Origin of the sequence: Telmatospirillum siberiense, assembly GCF_002845745.1 — a bacterium.
Lineage (GTDB): Bacteria > Pseudomonadota > Alphaproteobacteria > Rhodospirillales > Magnetospirillaceae > Telmatospirillum > Telmatospirillum siberiense.
Map to the genome: position 1 here is coordinate 1 of NZ_PIUM01000015.1, position 17542 is coordinate 17542.

The 17542-nt window shown below is 63.0% G+C and carries 18 protein-coding genes; 14 read left to right on the forward strand and 4 right to left on the reverse strand.

Annotation, left to right across the window (positions count from 1 at the left end; all coding sequences use genetic code 11):
* From CWS72_RS13585 to CWS72_RS13620, 8 genes are all read left to right on the forward strand, one after another.
* The coding region (locus CWS72_RS13585; RefSeq protein ID WP_101251165.1) for a hypothetical protein at window positions 1-1732 on the forward strand (1732 nt) is incomplete at its 5' end.
* 115 nt (window positions 1733-1847) lie between these two features.
* Entirely contained in the window at window positions 1848-2990 is a 1143-nt protein-coding gene (locus CWS72_RS13590; protein ID WP_101251166.1) for a 4Fe-4S dicluster domain-containing protein, read from the forward strand.
* On the forward strand, window positions 2977-3456 hold the full coding sequence (locus CWS72_RS13595; RefSeq protein WP_101251167.1) for a cyclic nucleotide-binding domain-containing protein: 480 nt from the start codon (window positions 2977-2979) through the stop codon (window positions 3454-3456). The genes CWS72_RS13590 and CWS72_RS13595 overlap by 14 nt, the downstream gene beginning before the upstream one ends.
* 14 nt (window positions 3457-3470) lie before the next feature.
* On the forward strand, window positions 3471-4331 hold the full coding sequence (locus tag CWS72_RS13600) for an FAD/NAD(P)-binding protein (protein ID WP_101251168.1): 861 nt from the start codon (window positions 3471-3473) through the stop codon (window positions 4329-4331).
* A gap of 2 nt (window positions 4332-4333) precedes the next feature.
* Complete coding sequence (locus tag CWS72_RS13605; protein WP_101251169.1) at window positions 4334-5113, forward strand: NADH-quinone oxidoreductase subunit B family protein; 780 nt, start codon at window positions 4334-4336, stop codon at window positions 5111-5113.
* Window positions 5103-6401, forward strand: a complete 1299-nt coding sequence (locus CWS72_RS13610; protein ID WP_101251170.1) for a Ni/Fe hydrogenase subunit alpha — start codon at window positions 5103-5105, stop codon at window positions 6399-6401. The genes CWS72_RS13605 and CWS72_RS13610 overlap by 11 nt, the downstream gene beginning before the upstream one ends.
* Window positions 6398-6844: a hydrogenase maturation protease gene (locus CWS72_RS13615; protein WP_101251171.1), complete on the forward strand. Its 447-nt coding sequence runs from the start codon at window positions 6398-6400 to the stop codon at window positions 6842-6844. Before CWS72_RS13610 ends, CWS72_RS13615 begins: the two co-directional genes overlap by 4 nt.
* Window positions 6845-6938: 94 nt before the next feature.
* Complete coding sequence (locus CWS72_RS13620) at window positions 6939-7550, forward strand: carbonic anhydrase (protein WP_101251262.1); 612 nt, start codon at window positions 6939-6941, stop codon at window positions 7548-7550.
* Window positions 7551-7597: 47 nt separating this feature from the next.
* On the opposite strand, the gene CWS72_RS13625 is transcribed toward CWS72_RS13620, so the two are convergent.
* Window positions 7598-8017, reverse strand: coding sequence for a hypothetical protein (locus CWS72_RS13625; protein WP_101251172.1), 420 nt, complete (start codon window positions 8015-8017; stop codon window positions 7598-7600).
* A 151-nt stretch (window positions 8018-8168) separates the two neighbouring features.
* Between CWS72_RS13625 and CWS72_RS13630 the strand changes: the two genes are divergently transcribed.
* The 3 genes from CWS72_RS13630 (at window position 8169) to der (ending at window position 11856) form a co-directional block, all read left to right on the forward strand.
* Entirely contained in the window at window positions 8169-8858 is a 690-nt protein-coding gene (locus CWS72_RS13630) for a tetratricopeptide repeat protein (RefSeq protein ID WP_101251173.1), read from the forward strand.
* A gap of 14 nt (window positions 8859-8872) precedes the next feature.
* On the forward strand, window positions 8873-10189 hold the full coding sequence (locus CWS72_RS13635; protein ID WP_241911723.1) for a PQQ-like beta-propeller repeat protein: 1317 nt from the start codon (window positions 8873-8875) through the stop codon (window positions 10187-10189).
* A 230-nt stretch (window positions 10190-10419) separates the two neighbouring features.
* Window positions 10420-11856 (forward strand): ribosome biogenesis GTPase Der, encoded by a 1437-nt coding sequence (der, locus tag CWS72_RS13640; RefSeq protein WP_101251175.1) that lies wholly within the window; start codon window positions 10420-10422, stop codon window positions 11854-11856.
* A 90-nt stretch (window positions 11857-11946) separates the two neighbouring features.
* On the opposite strand, the gene CWS72_RS13645 is transcribed toward der, so the two are convergent.
* The 3 genes from CWS72_RS13645 to CWS72_RS13655 form a co-directional block, all read right to left on the reverse strand.
* Window positions 11947-13011 carry a hypothetical protein gene (locus CWS72_RS13645; RefSeq protein WP_146002744.1) on the reverse strand — a complete coding sequence of 355 codons (1065 nt, stop codon included), beginning with the start codon at window positions 13009-13011 and terminating at the stop codon, window positions 11947-11949.
* A 78-nt stretch (window positions 13012-13089) separates the two neighbouring features.
* Window positions 13090-13956, reverse strand: a complete 867-nt coding sequence (hemF, locus tag CWS72_RS13650) for an oxygen-dependent coproporphyrinogen oxidase (protein WP_101251177.1) — start codon at window positions 13954-13956, stop codon at window positions 13090-13092.
* Window positions 13946-14446 carry a tRNA (cytidine(34)-2'-O)-methyltransferase gene (locus tag CWS72_RS13655; protein WP_101251178.1) on the reverse strand — a complete coding sequence of 167 codons (501 nt, stop codon included), beginning with the start codon at window positions 14444-14446 and terminating at the stop codon, window positions 13946-13948. The genes hemF and CWS72_RS13655 overlap by 11 nt, the downstream gene beginning before the upstream one ends.
* A 204-nt stretch (window positions 14447-14650) precedes the next feature.
* Between CWS72_RS13655 and petA the strand changes: the two genes are divergently transcribed.
* From petA to CWS72_RS13670, 3 genes are read left to right on the forward strand one after another with little or no spacing between them, the layout of a single operon-like run.
* On the forward strand, window positions 14651-15205 hold the full coding sequence (petA, locus tag CWS72_RS13660) for a ubiquinol-cytochrome c reductase iron-sulfur subunit (RefSeq protein ID WP_101251179.1): 555 nt from the start codon (window positions 14651-14653) through the stop codon (window positions 15203-15205).
* 10 nt (window positions 15206-15215) lie between these two features.
* The gene (locus CWS72_RS13665; RefSeq protein WP_101251180.1) at window positions 15216-16463 is read left to right on the forward strand and encodes a cytochrome b; all 1248 of its coding nucleotides are present in this window, start codon (window positions 15216-15218) and stop codon (window positions 16461-16463) included.
* On the forward strand, window positions 16463-17224 hold the full coding sequence (locus tag CWS72_RS13670) for a cytochrome c1 (protein ID WP_101251181.1): 762 nt from the start codon (window positions 16463-16465) through the stop codon (window positions 17222-17224). The genes CWS72_RS13665 and CWS72_RS13670 overlap by 1 nt, the downstream gene beginning before the upstream one ends.
* The last annotated feature ends 318 nt before the right edge of the window (window positions 17225-17542 follow it).

Genomic DNA, 17542 nt, shown 5'->3' on the forward strand with positions numbered 1-17542 from the left:
AGATGTGTATAAGAGACAGGCGCATGGGCGGGCCAGCTTCGAGATTCAGGTCTCTCGGGGCAATCACTGGATCATGGAAGATTACCGTGAGACCGAATCGGCGGCGCGCGCAGTGGCCAAAAAAATCCTGGCGAAACATCAGTACGAGGGCGTTCGCGTCGTAAAAAACTGGTTGCGCGGTGACGGAGTGGTGACCGAGACCGTCGTCTTCGTCGAAATGGCGTCCGCCCAGCCATTGGTAAACGTGACCATCGTCCCCATCGAGATGTCGCCATATTGCCGCAAGACGGAGGAATATTACCGTCTGGAAAGCCGCGGCACGATCAACAGACTGTTCCGCAAATATCTGGAGCGGGTCTATCTGACGCCGACCGAGTTGATTCACAACTACAAGGCCCTCAAGAAGATTCAGGCGGTCGAGACTCTGTTCCCGGCTGCCGTCGACCGGGTGGCGACCATCCAGGCGCGGTTCGCCGGCGAGGAGCCGCGGGATCGGCGCGACGAGGTCTATCGCGCTGTGGCCAGGATGACTTCCCGGGCCCGGGAAGCCGATGAGCATCCGGGGTTGCCGAAATTGAAGGGAGACGATTTCGGCAAGATCCTGGCGAAAATCGAACAGTTCGCGGCGCCGGACGACGTGAACTTCTATTCCCTGGTCGTTCTGTCGCGCGATCTGGTGGAGCGCCGCAGCTGGCTGGCCAAGCTCGAACGGCTGGTTCTTCTCACCGATCCGGCGCAGAGGGTCGAGGCCTTCGCCCTGCTCGACGGCGTCATCGCAGATTTGTTCGGCGTTCCCTCCGCCTTGCAGGATGTGCTGGGCGTCCAACGCAACCTGGCCGAGGCCCTGTGCGCGATCGCGGATTTGTACGACGGTCGTTTCGACAACGAAAGAAGCGATGCGCGAGGACAACTCGCCATCTTGTCGCCCTTGCTGGCCGGCGGACGTCTCGAGGAGACGCGCCGGGCGCTGCTGGAGCGGTTGCTGCGCCAGTTATCGGGCGTCCAGCCGCTCAACCGGCATGATCCATCCCGTGAGCGCGAAGCCTTCCGCGAGGTGGCTCGCCGGCTCTTCCGCCCCGATGGGCTGATGGGCGGCGCGGATGCCGCCGAAGCCCTGACCCGCCGTTTCGTCCTGTTGGGGCAGGCCGGCGGACAAGCCGGCCTGCGTCAGGCCGTCGGCGGCGTCGTCGTCACATTGGCGGATCCCTTGTTTTCCGTCACCTATCTGCTGGAATTGGCGGCAAGTCCGTTGGGCGCCGGCCTGATCGCGGAAATCCTCGCCAATTTGCATCGGCTGATCGGCGTTCCCGACATCAATTTCCTGGCGCCGGCCGCTTCGCCGGTGAAGGATAAGCTGTTGAGGATCACGCGGATCTACGAGGTGATCGCCTCGACCGGTGGAGTGCCCGATGGCGAGCGTGCCCGCCTTCTCGATCGCCTGGACGAGGTGCTGAGCGGTTATATCAAGCGCGAAGGCGTCATCGAGCGGCTCGACAATCCCTCGGCACCTCTTCGCGACCGGGCGATCCGTCTTCTCGAATTTTGCGCGGCTCGCGTTTTGCCTCCGGCCAGCAAGGCGCAGGCCTTGGCCCGTGAAAGGGTGGTCGCCTTGCTGCGGCAGCCCAATTTCGAGGAGCGCTGCGTCGCCGATATCTCCAGTCCGGCTCGCGGCGAGGAGGTCTTGCGCAATCTGCATGCATTGATGGCGCGGGGCGGTTTCCGTCTGCACTGACGGATGTCCGCCGCTCGCCACCAGTGGTAATTTATGAGATTGTGATACTCTCTTGAAAAGAGAGTTTTCAGGCGTCGGCGCCCATGGGTTCCATCCTCGTCAGGAGGAGTGAGAAATGCGGGCCAGTATCGGCGACAAGGTGATTTTCACGCATGCGGAGCTCGATCGCCTGATCGCGCTTCTGTGGGGCGATGGCATCCCCGTCGTCGGGCCGAAAGTCGCCGACGGGGCGGTCGTCTACGAGCCCCTGGGCGGCATCGGGGAGATGCCATGGGGATGGAGCGATGAAAGCGGTCCAGGTCATTATCGCCTGGTCGCAGGGGAAGACGGTGCGCTGTTCGGCTATTCCCTTGGGGCTCAGGGCTGGAAGCGCCATCTCTATCCGCCGCGGCAAAATCTGTTCCGGGCGGAACGGGCGGGACGAGGCTTCCGTATTTTACGATCCGTAGGCGACGATGCCTCGCCGCCCATGGCCTTTCTAGGTGTTCGGGCTTGTGAACTGACGGCCATCGGCGTTCTCGATCGTGTCTTCTCGCAAGAGGGATTCGAGGAACCCGGATATCGGAGCCGGCGCGGAAAGGTGATCATCATCGCCGTCGAATGCGCCCGGGCCGTCGGGACTTGCTTCTGCGCGTCGGCGGGGGGCGGCCCCGCGGTGGACGGCCGTTTTGATATCAAGCTGAATGAAATCGTCGAAGACGGGGGGCATGTCTTCCTGGCGGTGGCGGGCAGCGATACGGGGGCCGCGTTGCTGTCCCGTCTGAGCGTCGTTCCGGCGAGCGATGCCCAGATAATCATCGCGGCGGCGCAGCCGGTGGAGGCCGCCCGTCAGCAAAGCCGGCGGATGGACGCCGAGGCCCCCGGGATCCTGGAGCGGTCCCTGGAAAGCCCGCATTGGGACGATGTCGCCGGGCGCTGTCTGACCTGCGGCAATTGCACCATGGTCTGTCCCACCTGTTTCTGCACGACGGTCGAGGACGTGACCGATCTCTCGGGTAATCACGCCGAGCGATGGCGGCTTTGGGATAGCTGCTTCACCATCGACTATTCCCATATCGCCGGTGGAGCGCTGCGTCAGAAGGCGTCGTCGCGCTACCGGCAGTGGCTCACCCATAAGCTGTCGACCTGGCATCGCCAGTTCGGCATGTCGGGGTGCGTCGGCTGCGGCCGCTGTATCGCCTGGTGCCCGGTCGGCATCGACATCACCCGCGAGATAGAGAGCCTGCGCAAGGCTGGAGGTTCCGATGGTACAGATTGAGGGGCTGGGGCCGCTGGTGGCGACCCATCCATTCTTCGCCGACATGGATGGCTCGGCGCTGGAGACCATCGTCGGCTGCTGCGCCAACGAGGTGTTTCGGACCGGCAGCTATCTCTACCGGCAGGGCGAGGCGGCTGACAAATTCTACCTGATCCGGGATGGCCTGGTGACGCTGGAGGCCTATGTTCCCGGCCGTCCGCCGATCGCCATCGAAACGGTCGAGGCCGGGGAGATCATCGGCTGGAGCTGGCTGGTCAAACCTTATAAATGGAGCAACGACGCCAGGGCTTCCGGCACCGTCCGGGCGGTGAGCGTCGATGGCGCCTGTCTGCGCCGCAAGATGGAGGCCGACCGGGTCCTGGGCTATGAAATCTACAAGCGGTTCCTGCCGGTGATGGCGCGTCGCCTGGCACAGAACCGCGAGCGTATCGTTGAACTGGCCACCGAGCCGGCGGGGTTCGATTGACAGGGGGGCGGCGGATGGATGGATATCCAAAGGGGAATGCCGTTGGCGCACCGGTCGATCCGATGATCCCGCGACCTTTCCGCATCACCAAGGTCAAAAGCGAGGTGCCGGGCGTTTTCTCCTGGCATCTGGTGCCGGTGGACGGCGGCGGCTTCGCCTATCGTCCCGGCCAGTTCAACATGCTCTATCTGTTCGGTGTCGGCGAGGTGGCGATCAGCATCAGCGGCGACTGCCGGGACGGCGAGAAGATCGTCCATACCATCCGGATCGCCGGGTCCGTGACCAAGGCGATGTCCAGCTTGAGCGTCGGCGACGTGATCGGAGTGCGCGGGCCGTTCGGGCGTCCATGGCCGGTCGAACCGATCTACGGTTCCGATCTTGTCTTCGTCACCGGCACCATCGGTCTCGCCCCCTTGCGGCCCCTGATCTACGAAGTGCTCCATCAGCGCGACAAGTTCGGCCGCGTGATCATCTGCTACGGCTCGCGCGGAACCGACGATATTCTCTACGAAGACGAGTTGCATCTCTGGCGCGGCCGTTTCGATACCAACGTCCATGTCACCGTGCATTCGGCCCCGTCCGGTTATCGCGGCCGTATCGGCAGCGTCGCCGCGGCGGTTCGCGCGGCGCACATCGAAGGCGGCGATACCCAGGCTTTCGTCTGCCGTTCCGAGGTGATGACCAAGCCGGCGGTCGATGCCCTGCACGAGCGCGGGGTGAGCAGCGAGCGCATCTGGGTGACCCTGGAACGCAACATGAAATGCGGCATCGGACTGTGCGGTCATTGCCAGTTCGGTCCGACCTTCATGTGCAGGGACGGACCGGTCTACCGGTTCGATGAGATCGAGCATCTGTTCGAAATCCGGGAGTTGTAGCCATGCCCGACCGGAAGAGGCCGAAACTGGCGGTCTGGAAGTTTTCCTCCTGCGATGGTTGCCAATTGTCCCTGCTCGATTGCGAACTGGAGCTTCTGGCCGTCAGCGAGGCGGTGGAGATCGCCTATTTCCTGGAGGCCACCCGCAAGGTGGTGAAGGGGCCCTACGACATCTCGCTGGTCGAGGGGTCGATCACCACGCCGCACGATGTCGAGGCCATCCGCCATGTTCGGCGGCAATCGCGAAAATTGATCACCATTGGCGCCTGCGCCACCGCCGGCGGTATTCAGGCCCTGCGCAATTTCAAGGACGTCAAAGACTTCATCGATCTGGTCTACGCCCATCCCGAATATATCGATACTCTCGACCGCTCATCGGCGGTTTCGGAGCATGTCCGGGTCGATTTCGAATTGCGCGGCTGTCCGATCAACAAACATCAGTTGCTGGAGGTGTTGAACGCCAGCCTGAACGGCCGTCGTCCCAATGTGCATCCGCATGCCGAATGCGTGGAATGCAAGATGCGGGGCAATGTCTGCGTCACCGTGGCCAAGAGCGAGCCCTGTCTGGGCCCGGTGGTGCATGCCGGATGCGGCGGTCTTTGCCCGTCCGTGGGACGCGGTTGTTTCGGCTGCTTCGGTCCGATGGAGACGCCCAACACCGTGGCCATGGCCGCGAAATTGGCTGAAATGGGGCTCGACGGCCGGGATATTCAGCGGCGATTCCGCGGCTTCAACGCCTATGCGGACGCCTTCCGCAGGGAGAGCGAAGTCCATGGCGGTTAGAACGAGAACCATAAAAGTCGACGCCCTGGCCCGCGTCGAGGGCGAGGGATCGCTGCATGTCCGCATTCGGGACGGCCGGGTGCAGGAGGTGAAGTTCGGCATCTTCGAGCCGCCCCGCTTTTTCGAGGCCTTTCTGGTCGGCCGCGATTACAGCGAGGCGCCCGACATCACCGCCCGGATTTGCGGGATTTGTCCCATCGCCTACGAATTGGGCGCGATCCTGGCGATGGAAGACGCCTTCGGCGTCGCCGTGCCGCAAGTGATCTCCGATCTGCGCCGTCTGATCTATTGCGGAGAGTGGATCGAGAGCCACGGTTTGCATGTCTATCTTCTGCATGCCCCGGATTTCTTGGGTTTGCCCGATGCGCTGGAACTGGCCAAAGTCGACAAGCCTCTGGTGGAACGGGCGCTGCGCCTCAAGAAAATAGGCAACGACATTCTCGAAGCGGTGGGCGGACGGGCCGTGCATCCGGTCAATCTCAAGGTCGGCGGTTTCTACCGCGCGCCGGCCAAGGCGGCGATCCGCGCCCTGGCCGAGGATCTCAAATGGGCGGTGGAGGAAAGTCTGGCCACCGTCAAACTGGTCGGCGGGTTCGACTTCCCGGTTCTCGAACAGGCCTACACGTTCGTGGCCCTGCGCCACGAGCGCGACTACGCCATCCACCAGGGGCGTCTGGTCTCCAACGGCGGACTGGATATTCCTCCGGCCGAATTCCTCGACCATTTCGACGAGGAGCATGTCGCTCATTCCAACGCCTTGCACGGCTTCATGAAGGACGGGCACGCCCGCTACAAGGTGGGGCCATTGGCCCGCTATGCGATCAATCACGACCGGCTGTCCGAGACGGCGCGGCACGCCGCCCATGCCGCCGGATTGGGGCCGGTGGTCGGCAATCCGTTCCAGTCGATCGTCGTTCGGGCCGTGGAAATGGTGCAGTCCTGCGAAGACGCCCTGGCCCTGGTCGAGGCTTACGAGGAGCCGGATTCCCCCGCCGTCACGGTCGAGCCCAGGGCCGGCGTCGGTCATGGCTGCACCGAGGCGCCGCGAGGCGTCTGCTATCACCGCTATCGGCTGGCCGACGACGGCAGCATCCTTTCCGCGCGGATCGTGCCGCCGACGGCGCAAAACCAGAAATGTATCGAAGACGATCTTTTGAAGGTGGTCGAGGCCAATGCCGATCTTTCCGACGAGGCCTTGCGGTGGCGCTGCGAACAGGCCATCCGCAATTACGATCCCTGCATTTCCTGCGCGACCCATTTTCTCGATCTGACGGTGGAGCGGGAATGAGGCGTGAGGAGGCTTCTCCCCTGCTGGTCATCGGGGTCGGCAACGCCTGGCGCCATGATGACGGGGCCGGGCCGGCGGTCGCCGAGCGCCTGGCCGAGCGCGTGGCGACGCTTATCCTGCCGGGAGAGGGCACCGAACTGCTCGAAGCCTGGCGCGAGGCCGATCGGGTCATTGTGGTGGATGCCATGCAATCCGGCGCGCCGGTCGGGACGGTCCGGCGCTTCGATGCGCTTGAAGCCCCTCTTCCCGCCCGATCCTTCCCGCATCTCAGCCATAGCTTCGGATTGCCCGAGGCCGTGGAGATGGCACGGCTTTTGGGGGGGCTGCCGCGTGAACTGACGGTGTTCGGCATCGAGGCGGGCGATCTGTCCTTCGGCCGGGGGCTGGGGCCGGACGTGGCGGACGCCGTCGGCAGACTGGCAGGCGAGATCATGGAGCGCTGAACGGGCTTTTCCTGCCCCATTGCGTTCCGGGCATTGTTCCTTCGAGCGATTCCAGCTATACGCGTCTTCCGGAAATGTGACGCCCGAGGAGACCATGCGACGCTTGATCGAAGGATATCGGCTGTTTCACCAGACCTACTACCAGCAGAATCGCGAGATGTTCGATCAACTGGCGCTGGGCCAGTCGCCAAAGGCGATGGTGATTTCCTGCTGCGATTCGCGCGTCGATCCGGGGCTTATCTTCAACGCCGCGCCGGGCGAGATCTTCTCATTGCGCAACGTCGCCAATCTGGTCCCGCCTTTTTCGCCGGACGGTGCCAACCACGGGACCAGCGCCGCCATCGAATTCGCCGTCTGCTCGCTGAAGGTCGAGCACATCATTGTGCTCGGACATGCCCATTGCGGTGGCGTGAGCGCGCTTCTGGGCGCCCATGAGGGCGATTTCATCGGCCCCTGGATGCGCGTGGCGGAACCCGCCCGGGATGCCGCCCTGGCACAAGTCGGTGACGGCGACCCTGAGTTGCTGCATCGGATCTGCGAGCTTGAAACCGTGAAGATCTCGCTGGCCAATCTGGCCGAATTCCCTTGGGTTCGCGAACGGGTCGCCGCCGGTAAGCTGTTCCTGCACGGTTGGTATTTCGACATCGAGAAGGGTGAGCTTCTGACCACCGACAACGAAGCGGGCACCTTCGAACGGGTGGTATAGGGCGTCGAAGGCGCGTTCGCCCGCCGGCGGACGGGAATCGGTTCCGGTTATTGAGGGGCGGAGGCCGGGAGGGTGCCGCTGTTGATGGCGGTAGTGATCGGAACCCGCTCGATGCGGATGCCGTAGAGCCGGTTGGCATCGCTTTCCAGCGGCTGGTCGTAGCAGCTCACCCTGGCGATGCTTTTGTAGCAATAGCTGGTCCTGATGTAGACCGGCGTCGCCTGCGGTGGTTCCAGGCAATAATGATCGCCTTTCGAGGCGCGGACGGTCGAGCAGTCCATGCCGGTGATCAGCGATATGACGTGGTCCTCGATGGTTTTCTGCGTGTTGATGAGGCTGATGCCGTCGGCCAGCACGTAAGTCACCGCGGGAGGGGTGATCGGCTGGAGAGCCTTGGTCGTCCCGTTCCAGGCTCCGCAGCCGGAAAGAGCGACGATCGAAAGAAGGCAGATGAGCGTACGCCCCATGGTCAATCCCACCGACGGATTATTGCGCAACGTCCACCCATATCACCGCTTCGGTTAAGAGAGAGTCAACGCGTCAACGCAAGCCGCATTTGCCTTGACGCCAAGCCGGCGCTATGTTGGCCGCCGTTCCGTTTTAAGGAGAGAGTGAACGGTGAGCTCCAGCGATCACGATAGCGCGGGTGACCTTCTTATCCAGGAGGTCGAAGAGGAACTCCGCCGCGACCAATATCATAAGCTGTGGAAACGATACGGCAATTATATCGTTGCCGCGGTCGTCGCCGTTATCCTGGTCGTTGCCGGCTACCAAGGCTGGCAGGAATGGCAAGGGCGCCAGCGTCAGCAGGAAGCGGCCCGGTTCGAGGCGGCCCAGGATTTGGTGGCTCAGGGCAAAACCGCCGAGAGCGCGGAGGCGCTGGCCAAGCTGTCCTCCGACGGGCACACCGGTTTCGCCACGGCGGCCGGCATGCGGCGCGCCGAACTGCTGCTTGGACAGGGCGATGTGGTGGGTGCCGCCGCGGCCTATGACCAGGTCGCCAATTCCTCCGGCCCGGCTCTCTACCGCGATCTCGCGGTTTTGAAGGTGGCGCTGCTGACGCTCGATTCCGGGGATGCCGCCGCCCTCGAAAGCCGCGTGGCGCCGCTCAGCGCCGTTGCCAATCCCTGGCATTTTTCCGCAACCGAGATCCTGGCGCTGCTTGCGCAGAAGAAGGGGGATGCCCAAAAGGCCGCCCTGCTTTACAAGCAGCTCGCCGATGATCTGCAGGCGCCGGCGGGTATCCGCGCCCGCGCCGCCGAAATGCTTGCCGTTTTACCGCCCGCCGCCGACAAGGCCAAGGGCTGATGGGGATCCTCACGATGCGTCGTTTCGCCGTTATCCTCGCTTCTTGCGGGTTTCTTGCAGCTTGTTCAGGTGACACCTGGTTCGGGGATAATCCGACGCCGCCCTTGCCGGGCAAGCGAATCAGCATTCTTTCCCAAACGAAGACCCTGGAGCCGGATGCGGGCAGCAAGACCTCCATCGTTTTGCCCCCGCCGGAGAACGTTCCCGAATGGCCGCAGGCCGGAGGCTATCCGCCGCACTCCATGTATCATCTGGCGCTTGGGCCCAACCTGCATCAGGCCTGGGATGCCAATATCGGGGCTGGTGCCGAGAAACGCCGGGTCTTCATGACCCAGCCGATCGTCGCCGTGGGCAAGGTTTTCGCCATGGACGCCGAATCGGTGGCGTCGGCCTACGATCTCAAGGACGGGCATCGCCTGTGGAAGACGGATCTGGCGCCCGAGGACACCGGAGACGGCAGCTATGGCGGCGGCCTCGCCTACGAGGAAGGCAAGCTCTACATCACCAATCAATTCGCCGAGTTGCTCGCCCTCAATGCGGCGGATGGCAAGATTCTTTGGCGGCGCAGCCTACCTTCGCCGGTTCGCGGCGCTCCGACGGTTCGTGCCGGCCGTGTTCTGGTGGTGACCGTCGACAACTCGACGCTGGCGCTGTCGACCGAAGACGGACATGAGCTGTGGCACCACAATGGCATCAGCGAAGTCGCCTCCATGCTGGGGGGGACCAGTCCGGCCGTCGACGGCAACACCGTCCTGACCCCCTATAGCTCCGGCGAGTTGTTCGCCCTGCGCATCGAGAATGGCACGGTGCAGTGGAGCGAGGTCATTTCCAGCTTGAAGCGGACCGACCAGGTGGCCACCTTGACCGATATCCGCGGCCTGCCGGTCGTCGACCGGGGACGGGTCTTCGCCGTGGGCAACGCCGATATCTTCGCGGCGATCGATTTGCGGACCGGACGGCGCATTTGGGACAAGGAAGTCGGATCGATCCAAACGCCGTGGGTTGCCGGGGATTTCATCTATCTGGTGACCAATGGTCCGGAACTCGCCTGCTTCGAGGCCGAAACGGGCCAGGTCCGCTGGGTCAAGCCGCTGGAGCGCTGGGTTGACGAGGAGGACAAGACCGATCGCCAGGTTTGGAGCGGCCCCGTGCTGGCCTCCGACCGCCTGATCGTGGTTTCCTCGGTGGGTAAGGCCGTTTCCTTCTCGCCCTACACCGGCGAGAAGCTGGGCGAAGTGGAACTTCCGGCCGGTGTCACCATTCCGCCGATCGTCGCCGGTGAGACATTGTTGTTCGTGACCGTGGACGGCGATCTGATCGCCTATCGCTGACGAGCGGCGCTTTTCGCCCGGCCCAAGCCGGGAGGAGAGACGCTTCGCATAAAAGCTTGGGGCCTGGGACGGAATTACCGAACCAGGCCCTCTAGCCCGAGCGGCGCCTGAGCCTGACTGGCGGTCCGGCTCGGAGTGCCGGTTTGGCTTTGGGGGCGTAATGCTTCCTGAGCTGGTATATTTTGGCCGAAAGGCCTGCTTCAAAAAGAGAGAGAAGGGTCCGGCAACCCATGGGTTTCAAGGTAGCCATCATCGGGCGTCCCAATGTGGGAAAGTCCACCTTGTTCAACCGGCTGATCGGCCGGCGGGTGGCGATCGTTCACGATCGCCCCGGGGTGACGCGTGACCGCCGCGAGGGCCAGGGCGGCATCGCCGACATGGCCTTTACCCTGATCGATACCGCCGGTCTGGAGGATGCCACCGACGATTCCATCGAAGGTCGGATGCGCGGTCAGACGGAACAGGCCATCCGTGATGCCGACGTCGTCTTGTTCCTCATCGATGCGCGGGCCGGGGTGACGCCGCTCGACGCCTTTTTCGCCGACCATCTGCGCAAAAGCCCGACGCCGGTCATCCTGGTCGCCAACAAGTGCGAGGGGAAGGCCGGCGCTCCCGGCCTTTACGAGTCTTACGGCCTGGGATTGGGAGATCCCGTGCCCTTCTCGGCCGAACATGGCGAGGGGCTGGACGATCTGTATGAGGCCTTGCTCCCCCATGCCAGGAAGCATGACGGGCTGGAGGCGTCGCCGGAAGACGAGGATGACTGGGATTGGGCGGATGCGGACGCCGGAAAAGGCGACGATGACATCGAGGATGGCGACATCCATGCCGAAGCCGAGGCGGCGGCGGCGGCCCGTCCTTTGCAGATGGCCGTGGTCGGGCGTCCCAACGTCGGCAAGTCGACCATCGTCAACCGCTTATTGGGCGAGGATCGCATGCTTACCGGGCCGGAGGCCGGGCTGACCCGCGACGCCATCGCCAGCGAATGGGCGTACAAGGGGCGGACCATCCGTCTGGTCGATACCGCCGGCCTGCGCCGTCGGGCCAATGTCTCGGATTCGGTCGAACGGCTTTCGACGTCAAATACCATCGCGGCGATCCGCATGGCCCATGTGGTCGTCCTGGTGATGGATGCCAACGCCATCCTCGACAAGCAGGATCTAACCATCGCCCGGTTGGCCATCGAGGAGGGCAGGGCCCTGGTGATCGTCGTCAACAAGTGGGATGTGGTCGAGAAGCGCCGAGAGGCCCTGGCCCGCCTCCAGGACCGTTTGGAGACGTCATTGCCCCAGGTCCGCGGCGTGCCGACGGTGACCATGTCGGCCTTGTCCGGCAAAGGACTGGACCAGCTGATGGACGCGGTGGTCGACATCTATGAGATTTGGAATCGCCGTGTTCCGACGAGCCATCTCAACCGCTGGCTGGCCGAAATGACCGAACGGCATCCGCCGCCGGCCACCCAGGGCGGTCGGCGCATTCGCCTTCGCTACATGACCCAGGTGCGGACGAGGCCGCCGACCTTCGCTGTGTTCACCCAGCGGGCCGATGAAATGCCCGACTCCTACGGGCGCTATCTGGTCAATGGTCTGCGCGAGACTTTCGGGCTTCCCGGGGTTCCGATCCGTTTCGCCATGCGCAAACGCCGCAACCCTTACGCCGACGACTAGGCTTGCGTGACGCTAAAAAAACTCCGTTTTTTCAAATGCTCAAACGCCGCTCGGGCTAACGAACGCGATTCAATCTAAACGCAACGCGCTCTAATTGGTGCTGTCCGAGGCCTCCATGTGCCAGCCCGTGCCGTCATGGGCCAGCATGGCCGGGCTGCGCTGCTCGGCCGCCCAAGGGCCGCGGCGCAGGCGGACGTGGTCGGAATCCGCCCAGCCGAGCACTTCGTAAACCGTGTCGTCCTCGTCCTTGGCGGAAAGCGAAAATTCGATGCCGGGGGCGGCGCCGCTTAAGGACCAGACTTCAAGACGGCGGGGGGCCGACCAAGCCAGGTCGGTCACGCTGGCCACGGCCCGCCGTCCGTTGGGGGCGAATTTGGGGACGCCCAGCAGGAAGCTGGTGCCGCCTGTCCGGGTATCGACCAGAATAGCCGCGTTGGCCTCGTTCCAATGTTCCTCGACCACGTGGAAGCGCCCGTCCGGGCTCAAGCCCGCGTAATCATAAGAGCGGAACACCTGCTGCGGGCAGGCGATCTGGCCGCAGATCAGGTCGTCGGTCAAGCTCAGGTGATGCCCGTCGGCGAGTTCCAGGCGGAGCAGAGAGCCGTTGCGGCTGGCTTTCCCGTGGCTGCTGGCGATCAGGGGCGCCTCTCCCTGGTTGCGGCCGTTGGTGATGTCCGTCAGCCATTCGGCCAAGCTCTCATCCGTCTCGGCTGCCTGTGGCGGGGGCGGTATGGTCAAGGGGGCGCCGCTGGTACGTTCGGCGTGCCGGCTGTCGACGAGGGTGACGTCGTCATCGCTGTAGGGCAGGAGCATTTTCGGCGCGGAAGAGGGGGCGATTCGAAGGTCGTAGCCGCCGTTCATATTATTCCAGCCCAGATAACGGTAGCGGACCGAAAGCTCTTTCGGGCAGGGCATGTCGCCGCAGGTCGTGCGGTCGGTCAAGGTCAGGATCTCGCCCGATTTCAGGCGCAGGCTGAGACTGTCCTTTTCCCGCCAGACCAGCCCCTTGCTGGCGGCCAGCGCCGATGCCTCGTCCTGGATATCCGGTGCCGCCGGAGGAGGAGGGGGAGGCTCGGCCGGACGCAGCCACAAACTTGCGCCCGCGATGCCGGCCGCCGTTGTCAAGACGAGTGCTGCAAGCGCTGCTCTGCGCATCCGGAGTCTTTCTCCCTTACGACGACGCCCGCGGCATCAATTTCGAAAAGCTAACATTTTACAGCCATTACAGCCAGATTACGGCCAGATTACGGCGGGCGGGAGACTCATCAGGATGGCTTCGACGTTGCCGCCGGTCTTCAGTCCGAAAGTGGTGCCGCGGTCGTAGAGAAGATTGAACTCGACATATCTTCCGCGCTTGATCAGTTGGGCCCGCCTCTGCTCGTCGTTCCAGGGGGTATGCAGATGCCGGGCGACCAGGCGTCCATAGGCGTCACGGAAGGCCAGGCCGACGTCGCGGACGAAGGCGAAGTCGGCGGACCAGTCGCCGGAGGCCAGTTCGTCGAAGAAGATACCGCCCACGCCGCGCGCCTCCTGGCGATGAGGCAGATAGAAGTACCGATCGCACCAGGCCTTGTAGCGGTCGTAGTCGGCGACGGCATGGGTGTCGCAGGCGGCCTTGAGGGCCGCATGGAAGTCCTCGGCGTCCGTTTTGTCGGGGAAGGTCGGGGTCAGGTCGGCGCCGCCGCCGAACCAGCCATGGTCGGTGGAGATCATTCGCGTGTTCATATGGGCCGCCGGCACCAAGGGGGAGCGGGGATGGGCCACCACCGAGATGCCGGCCGCCCAGAAGCGGCCCTGCGCCGCGTCACCCCCGGGGATTGCCCGGCGGAATTCCGGGTTTAAGGTTCCGTTGACCACCGAGACGTTGACGCCGATTTTTTCGAAGACGCGCCCGTGCATCAAGGCCATCTCGCCGCCGCCGAGATCTTCGTTTCCGGGATTTTCCGGCTCGCCCTGACGCCGCCAGGACGTGCGGATGAAATGGCCGGCTGGATCGGGGCTTTCGGTGAAGGTTTCCTCCAATCGTTCGAAATCCCGGCAAAGCTGGTCGCGCAATTCGGCGAACCAGGCGGCGGCTTTTTCGCACTGTTCATCGATCACCGGCGGTTCTCCAGGGAGGGGCGGCCTGTCCGGGTATCGGCGCGGGAAAGCCGTCGGTTTGGCGCAAGGCCTCGCCCAGGACCAGGGCGGCGGAGAGCGCGACGTTCAGCGAGCGTGCCCCGGCGACCATCGGAATGCGCAGACGTTCATCCGCGAGGTCGTGCACCTCGTCGGGGACGCCGGCGCTTTCCCGGCCGAGGAGCAGGATATCGTCCGGACGAAAGGCGAAGGAAAAATGCGGGGCGTCGGCCCGCGTCGACAATAAGACGAGCCGTCCCGCCGGGCGGTTTCCCAGGAAGGCCGTCCAGGATTCGTGGCGGCGCAGTTGCGCGAGTTCCAGATAATCCATGCCCGCGCGACGCAGACGGCGGTCGTCCCAGACGAAGCCGCAGGGCTCGATGACATCGACGCCGACACCGAAACAGGCGGCGAGACGAAGAATGGTTCCGGTGTTCTGGGGGATGTCGGGTTGATATAGAGCAATGCGCATCGTCTCAAATTGACCCAAATTGATGTGGGGACGCGATCATCACGCGCTTTTCAAGATGTTGGAATTGATTTATATGCCAATCGGGCTTCTAGTCACGTCACCCGCTGTCGACCATACTTGCCACTTTCTCGCGAAAGGGGCAAAAAAGACGAGTATTTATACTTGTCGTACGCACTCCCAGTGGGGTCATTGAGAGGGAATAGCATGGCTGATACGTCGACTTCCGCCTCGGGGACGCCCCCTGAAGGCGAATCGCGCCGGGATTTTCTGCTCTATGCGGCGAGTGCCGTCGGGGTGGCCGGCACGGCACTGGCCGTCTGGCCATTGATCCATAGCATGAATCCGGCCGCCGATACGCTGGCCCTGTCCTCGACGGAGGTCGATCTGTCCTCCATCGCCGTCGGGCAGGCGATCACCGTTACCTGGCGCGGCAAGCCGGTGTTCATCCGCCATCGGACCGATGAGGAAATCGAAGCGGCGCGCAAGGTCGATCTGGCCGAACTGCGCGATCCGGAAACCGACGACAAGCGCGTCAAGAAGGCGGAATGGCTGATTCTGGTGGGGATCTGCACCCACCTCGGCTGTATTCCGATGGGGCAGAAAGCCAGCGATCCGAAGGGGGAATACGGCGGCTGGTTCTGCCCGTGCCATGGTTCGGCCTACGATACGTCGGGCCGTATCCGGAAAGGCCCGGCTCCGCTCAATCTGGCGGTTCCCACATACACCTTCCTCACCGACACCTCGGTTCGGATCGGCTAGGAGAGCTTCGATGAGCGGACAAAAATTCGACAACAAAATCGTTCAGTGGGTTGACGAGCGCCTGCCGATCTTCTCGGTTCTGAAAGAAAGCGCCGTCGACTATCCGACGCCGAAGAACCTGAATTACTGGTGGAATTTCGGCTCGCTGGCCGGCTTCATGCTGGTCGTGATGATTCTCACCGGCATTTTCCTCGCCATGAATTATGCGGCCAATACCGCCATCGCCTTCGGCGTCGTCGAGCATATCATGCGCGACGTCAACTACGGCTGGCTGCTGCGCTATCTGCATATGAACGGCGCCTCCTTCTTCTTCATTTGCGTCTACATCCATATCTTCCGCGGCCTCTATTACGGCTCCTACAAGGCGCCGCGCGAACTGCTGTGGGCGTTGGGCCTGTTGATCTATCTCGTCATGATGGGCACCGCCTTCATGGGCTATGTGCTGCCATGGGGCCAGATGTCCTTCTGGGGCGCCACGGTGATCACCAACCTGTTCTCGGCGATTCCGGTGGTCGGCGATTACATCGTCACGCTTCTCTGGGGCGGTTTCTCGGTCGACAATCCGACCCTCAACCGCTTCTACGCCCTGCACTATCTGCTGCCCTTCGTCATTTTCGCCCTGGTCTTCCTGCATCTGGTGGCGCTGCATACGACGAAGTCCAACAATCCCCTGGGTATCGACGTGACGGGGCCGCAGGACACCATTCCATTCCATCCCTACTATACGGTCAAGGATCTGGTCGGCATCGGCGTGCTGTTGCTGATCTATCTGGCCGTCGTCTTCTTCGCCCCGAACTTCTTCGGCGAACCGGACAACTATGTCCCGGCCAATCCCCTGGTGACCCCGCCGCATATCGTGCCGGAATGGTATTTTCTGCCTTTCTACGCCATCCTGCGGGCGATTCCCGATAAGCTGGGCGGCGTTCTCGCCATGTTCGGCGCTATCGTCATCCTGTTCTTCCTTCCCTGGATCGACAGCTCGAAGGTGCGTTCGGCGAAGTTCCGTCCGATCTTCAAGCAGATCTTCTGGATCTTCCTGGCGGTTTGCCTGGTTCTCGGCTATTGCGGCTCGCAGCCTCCGGAAGGCCAGATCGTGGTGGTCGGCCGTATCGCAACGGCGGCTTATTTCCTGTTCTTCCCGCTGTTGTGGGTTCTGGGCAAGATCGAGAAGCCCAAGCCGTTGCCGCAAAGCATTTCCGCTCCCGTGCTCAAGGGCGCGTCCGCCGGTCACGCTGCTCAGAAGATGGAGAAGGCGTAATGCGTAAGTTCCTGACTTCGACATTCGCGGCGGCCCTGCTGGCCGTCGCGATCCCGGCCGCGGCCGAGGAGGGACCGGCGCTGGAACGCCAGAACTGGTCCTGGCACGGTCCCTTTGGACAATATGACAAGGCGCAGTTGCGGCGCGGGTTCCAGGTCTTCCGCGAGATCTGCTCGAACTGCCATTCGATGAAGCTGGTGGCCTATCGCAATCTGGGCGATCTCGGCTTCACCGAGGACGAGATCAAGGCGATCGCCGCCGAGAAGCAGGTCCAGGACGGTCCCAACGACCAGGGCGACATGTATGCCCGCCCGGCCCGTCCTTCCGACCGGTTCGTACCGCCGTTCCCCAACGATCAGGCGGCGCGCGTCGCCAGCAACGGCGCCCTTCCCCCCGATCTGTCCTTGATGACCAAGGCCCGGGTCGGTGGTCCCGACTATGTCTACGGCATTCTGACCGGCTTCAAGGATACGCCTCCGGAAGGGGTCACTATTCCCGACGGCATGTATTACAACACCGCCTTCCCCGGTCATCAGATCGCCATGCCACCGCCGGTCAACGACGACCAGGTGACCTATGCCGACGGCACCAAGGCGACCAAGGAGCAGATCTCCAAGGACGCCGTGGCCTTCCTCAATTGGGCCGCCGAGCCGGAACTGGATCAGCGCCACAGCTTAGGCGTCAAGACGCTGATTTTCGTCTTCGTCATGACCATCCTATTCTACGCCCTGAAGCGCAAAATCTGGGCTAGGCTGCACTGACCCGTGCCGATCGGGTGAAAAATGAAAGGCCGCCGTGGCGACACGGCGGCCTTTCTCCGTCTTTGGCGGGTCTTGATCGCCCCTGATCGATAAGGAAATCATAAGCAACCGGACAAAGCGCATAAGTCGTGGTGGTCAGGAATCGCATGGAGCCTTTATCGGTCCTCCCTCTAGGATGCCCCCATCTTCAATTGATACGGATGAAATGCTATGTCGACCTCGTCGATACGGCTGTCTTCCAAAGCATCTCCTTCCGTCGGCGTCTTTCCTTCCTCAGTCGACACTTCTCCGAAATCCCTCACGGAATTCCTTATTGAA

Bases quoted from the DNA above. Each gene is read 5' to 3' on its own strand.
- CWS72_RS13595 (WP_101251167.1), top strand. From the start codon at position 2,977: ATGGTACAGATTGAGGGGCTGGGGCCGCTGGTGGCGACCCATCCATTC.
- CWS72_RS13610 (WP_101251170.1), top strand. From the start codon at position 5,103: ATGGCGGTTAGAACGAGAACCATAAAAGTCGACGCCCTGGCCCGCGTC.
- petA (WP_101251179.1), top strand. From the start codon at position 14,651: ATGGCTGATACGTCGACTTCCGCCTCGGGGACGCCCCCTGAAGGCGAA.
- CWS72_RS13615 (WP_101251171.1), top strand. From the start codon at position 6,398: ATGAGGCGTGAGGAGGCTTCTCCCCTGCTGGTCATCGGGGTCGGCAAC.
- CWS72_RS13665 (WP_101251180.1), top strand. From the start codon at position 15,216: ATGAGCGGACAAAAATTCGACAACAAAATCGTTCAGTGGGTTGACGAG.
- CWS72_RS13635 (WP_241911723.1), top strand. From the start codon at position 8,873: ATGCGTCGTTTCGCCGTTATCCTCGCTTCTTGCGGGTTTCTTGCAGCT.
- CWS72_RS13625 (WP_101251172.1), bottom strand. From the start codon at position 8,017: ATGGGGCGTACGCTCATCTGCCTTCTTTCGATCGTCGCTCTTTCCGGC.
- CWS72_RS13645 (WP_146002744.1), bottom strand. From the start codon at position 13,011: ATGCGCAGAGCAGCGCTTGCAGCACTCGTCTTGACAACGGCGGCCGGC.
- CWS72_RS13655 (WP_101251178.1), bottom strand. From the start codon at position 14,446: ATGCGCATTGCTCTATATCAACCCGACATCCCCCAGAACACCGGAACC.
- CWS72_RS13605 (WP_101251169.1), top strand. From the start codon at position 4,334: ATGCCCGACCGGAAGAGGCCGAAACTGGCGGTCTGGAAGTTTTCCTCC.
- CWS72_RS13600 (WP_101251168.1), top strand. From the start codon at position 3,471: ATGGATGGATATCCAAAGGGGAATGCCGTTGGCGCACCGGTCGATCCG.
- CWS72_RS13620 (WP_101251262.1), top strand. From the start codon at position 6,939: ATGCGACGCTTGATCGAAGGATATCGGCTGTTTCACCAGACCTACTAC.
- CWS72_RS13590 (WP_101251166.1), top strand. From the start codon at position 1,848: ATGCGGGCCAGTATCGGCGACAAGGTGATTTTCACGCATGCGGAGCTC.
- CWS72_RS13670 (WP_101251181.1), top strand. From the start codon at position 16,463: ATGCGTAAGTTCCTGACTTCGACATTCGCGGCGGCCCTGCTGGCCGTC.
- der (WP_101251175.1), top strand. From the start codon at position 10,420: ATGGGTTTCAAGGTAGCCATCATCGGGCGTCCCAATGTGGGAAAGTCC.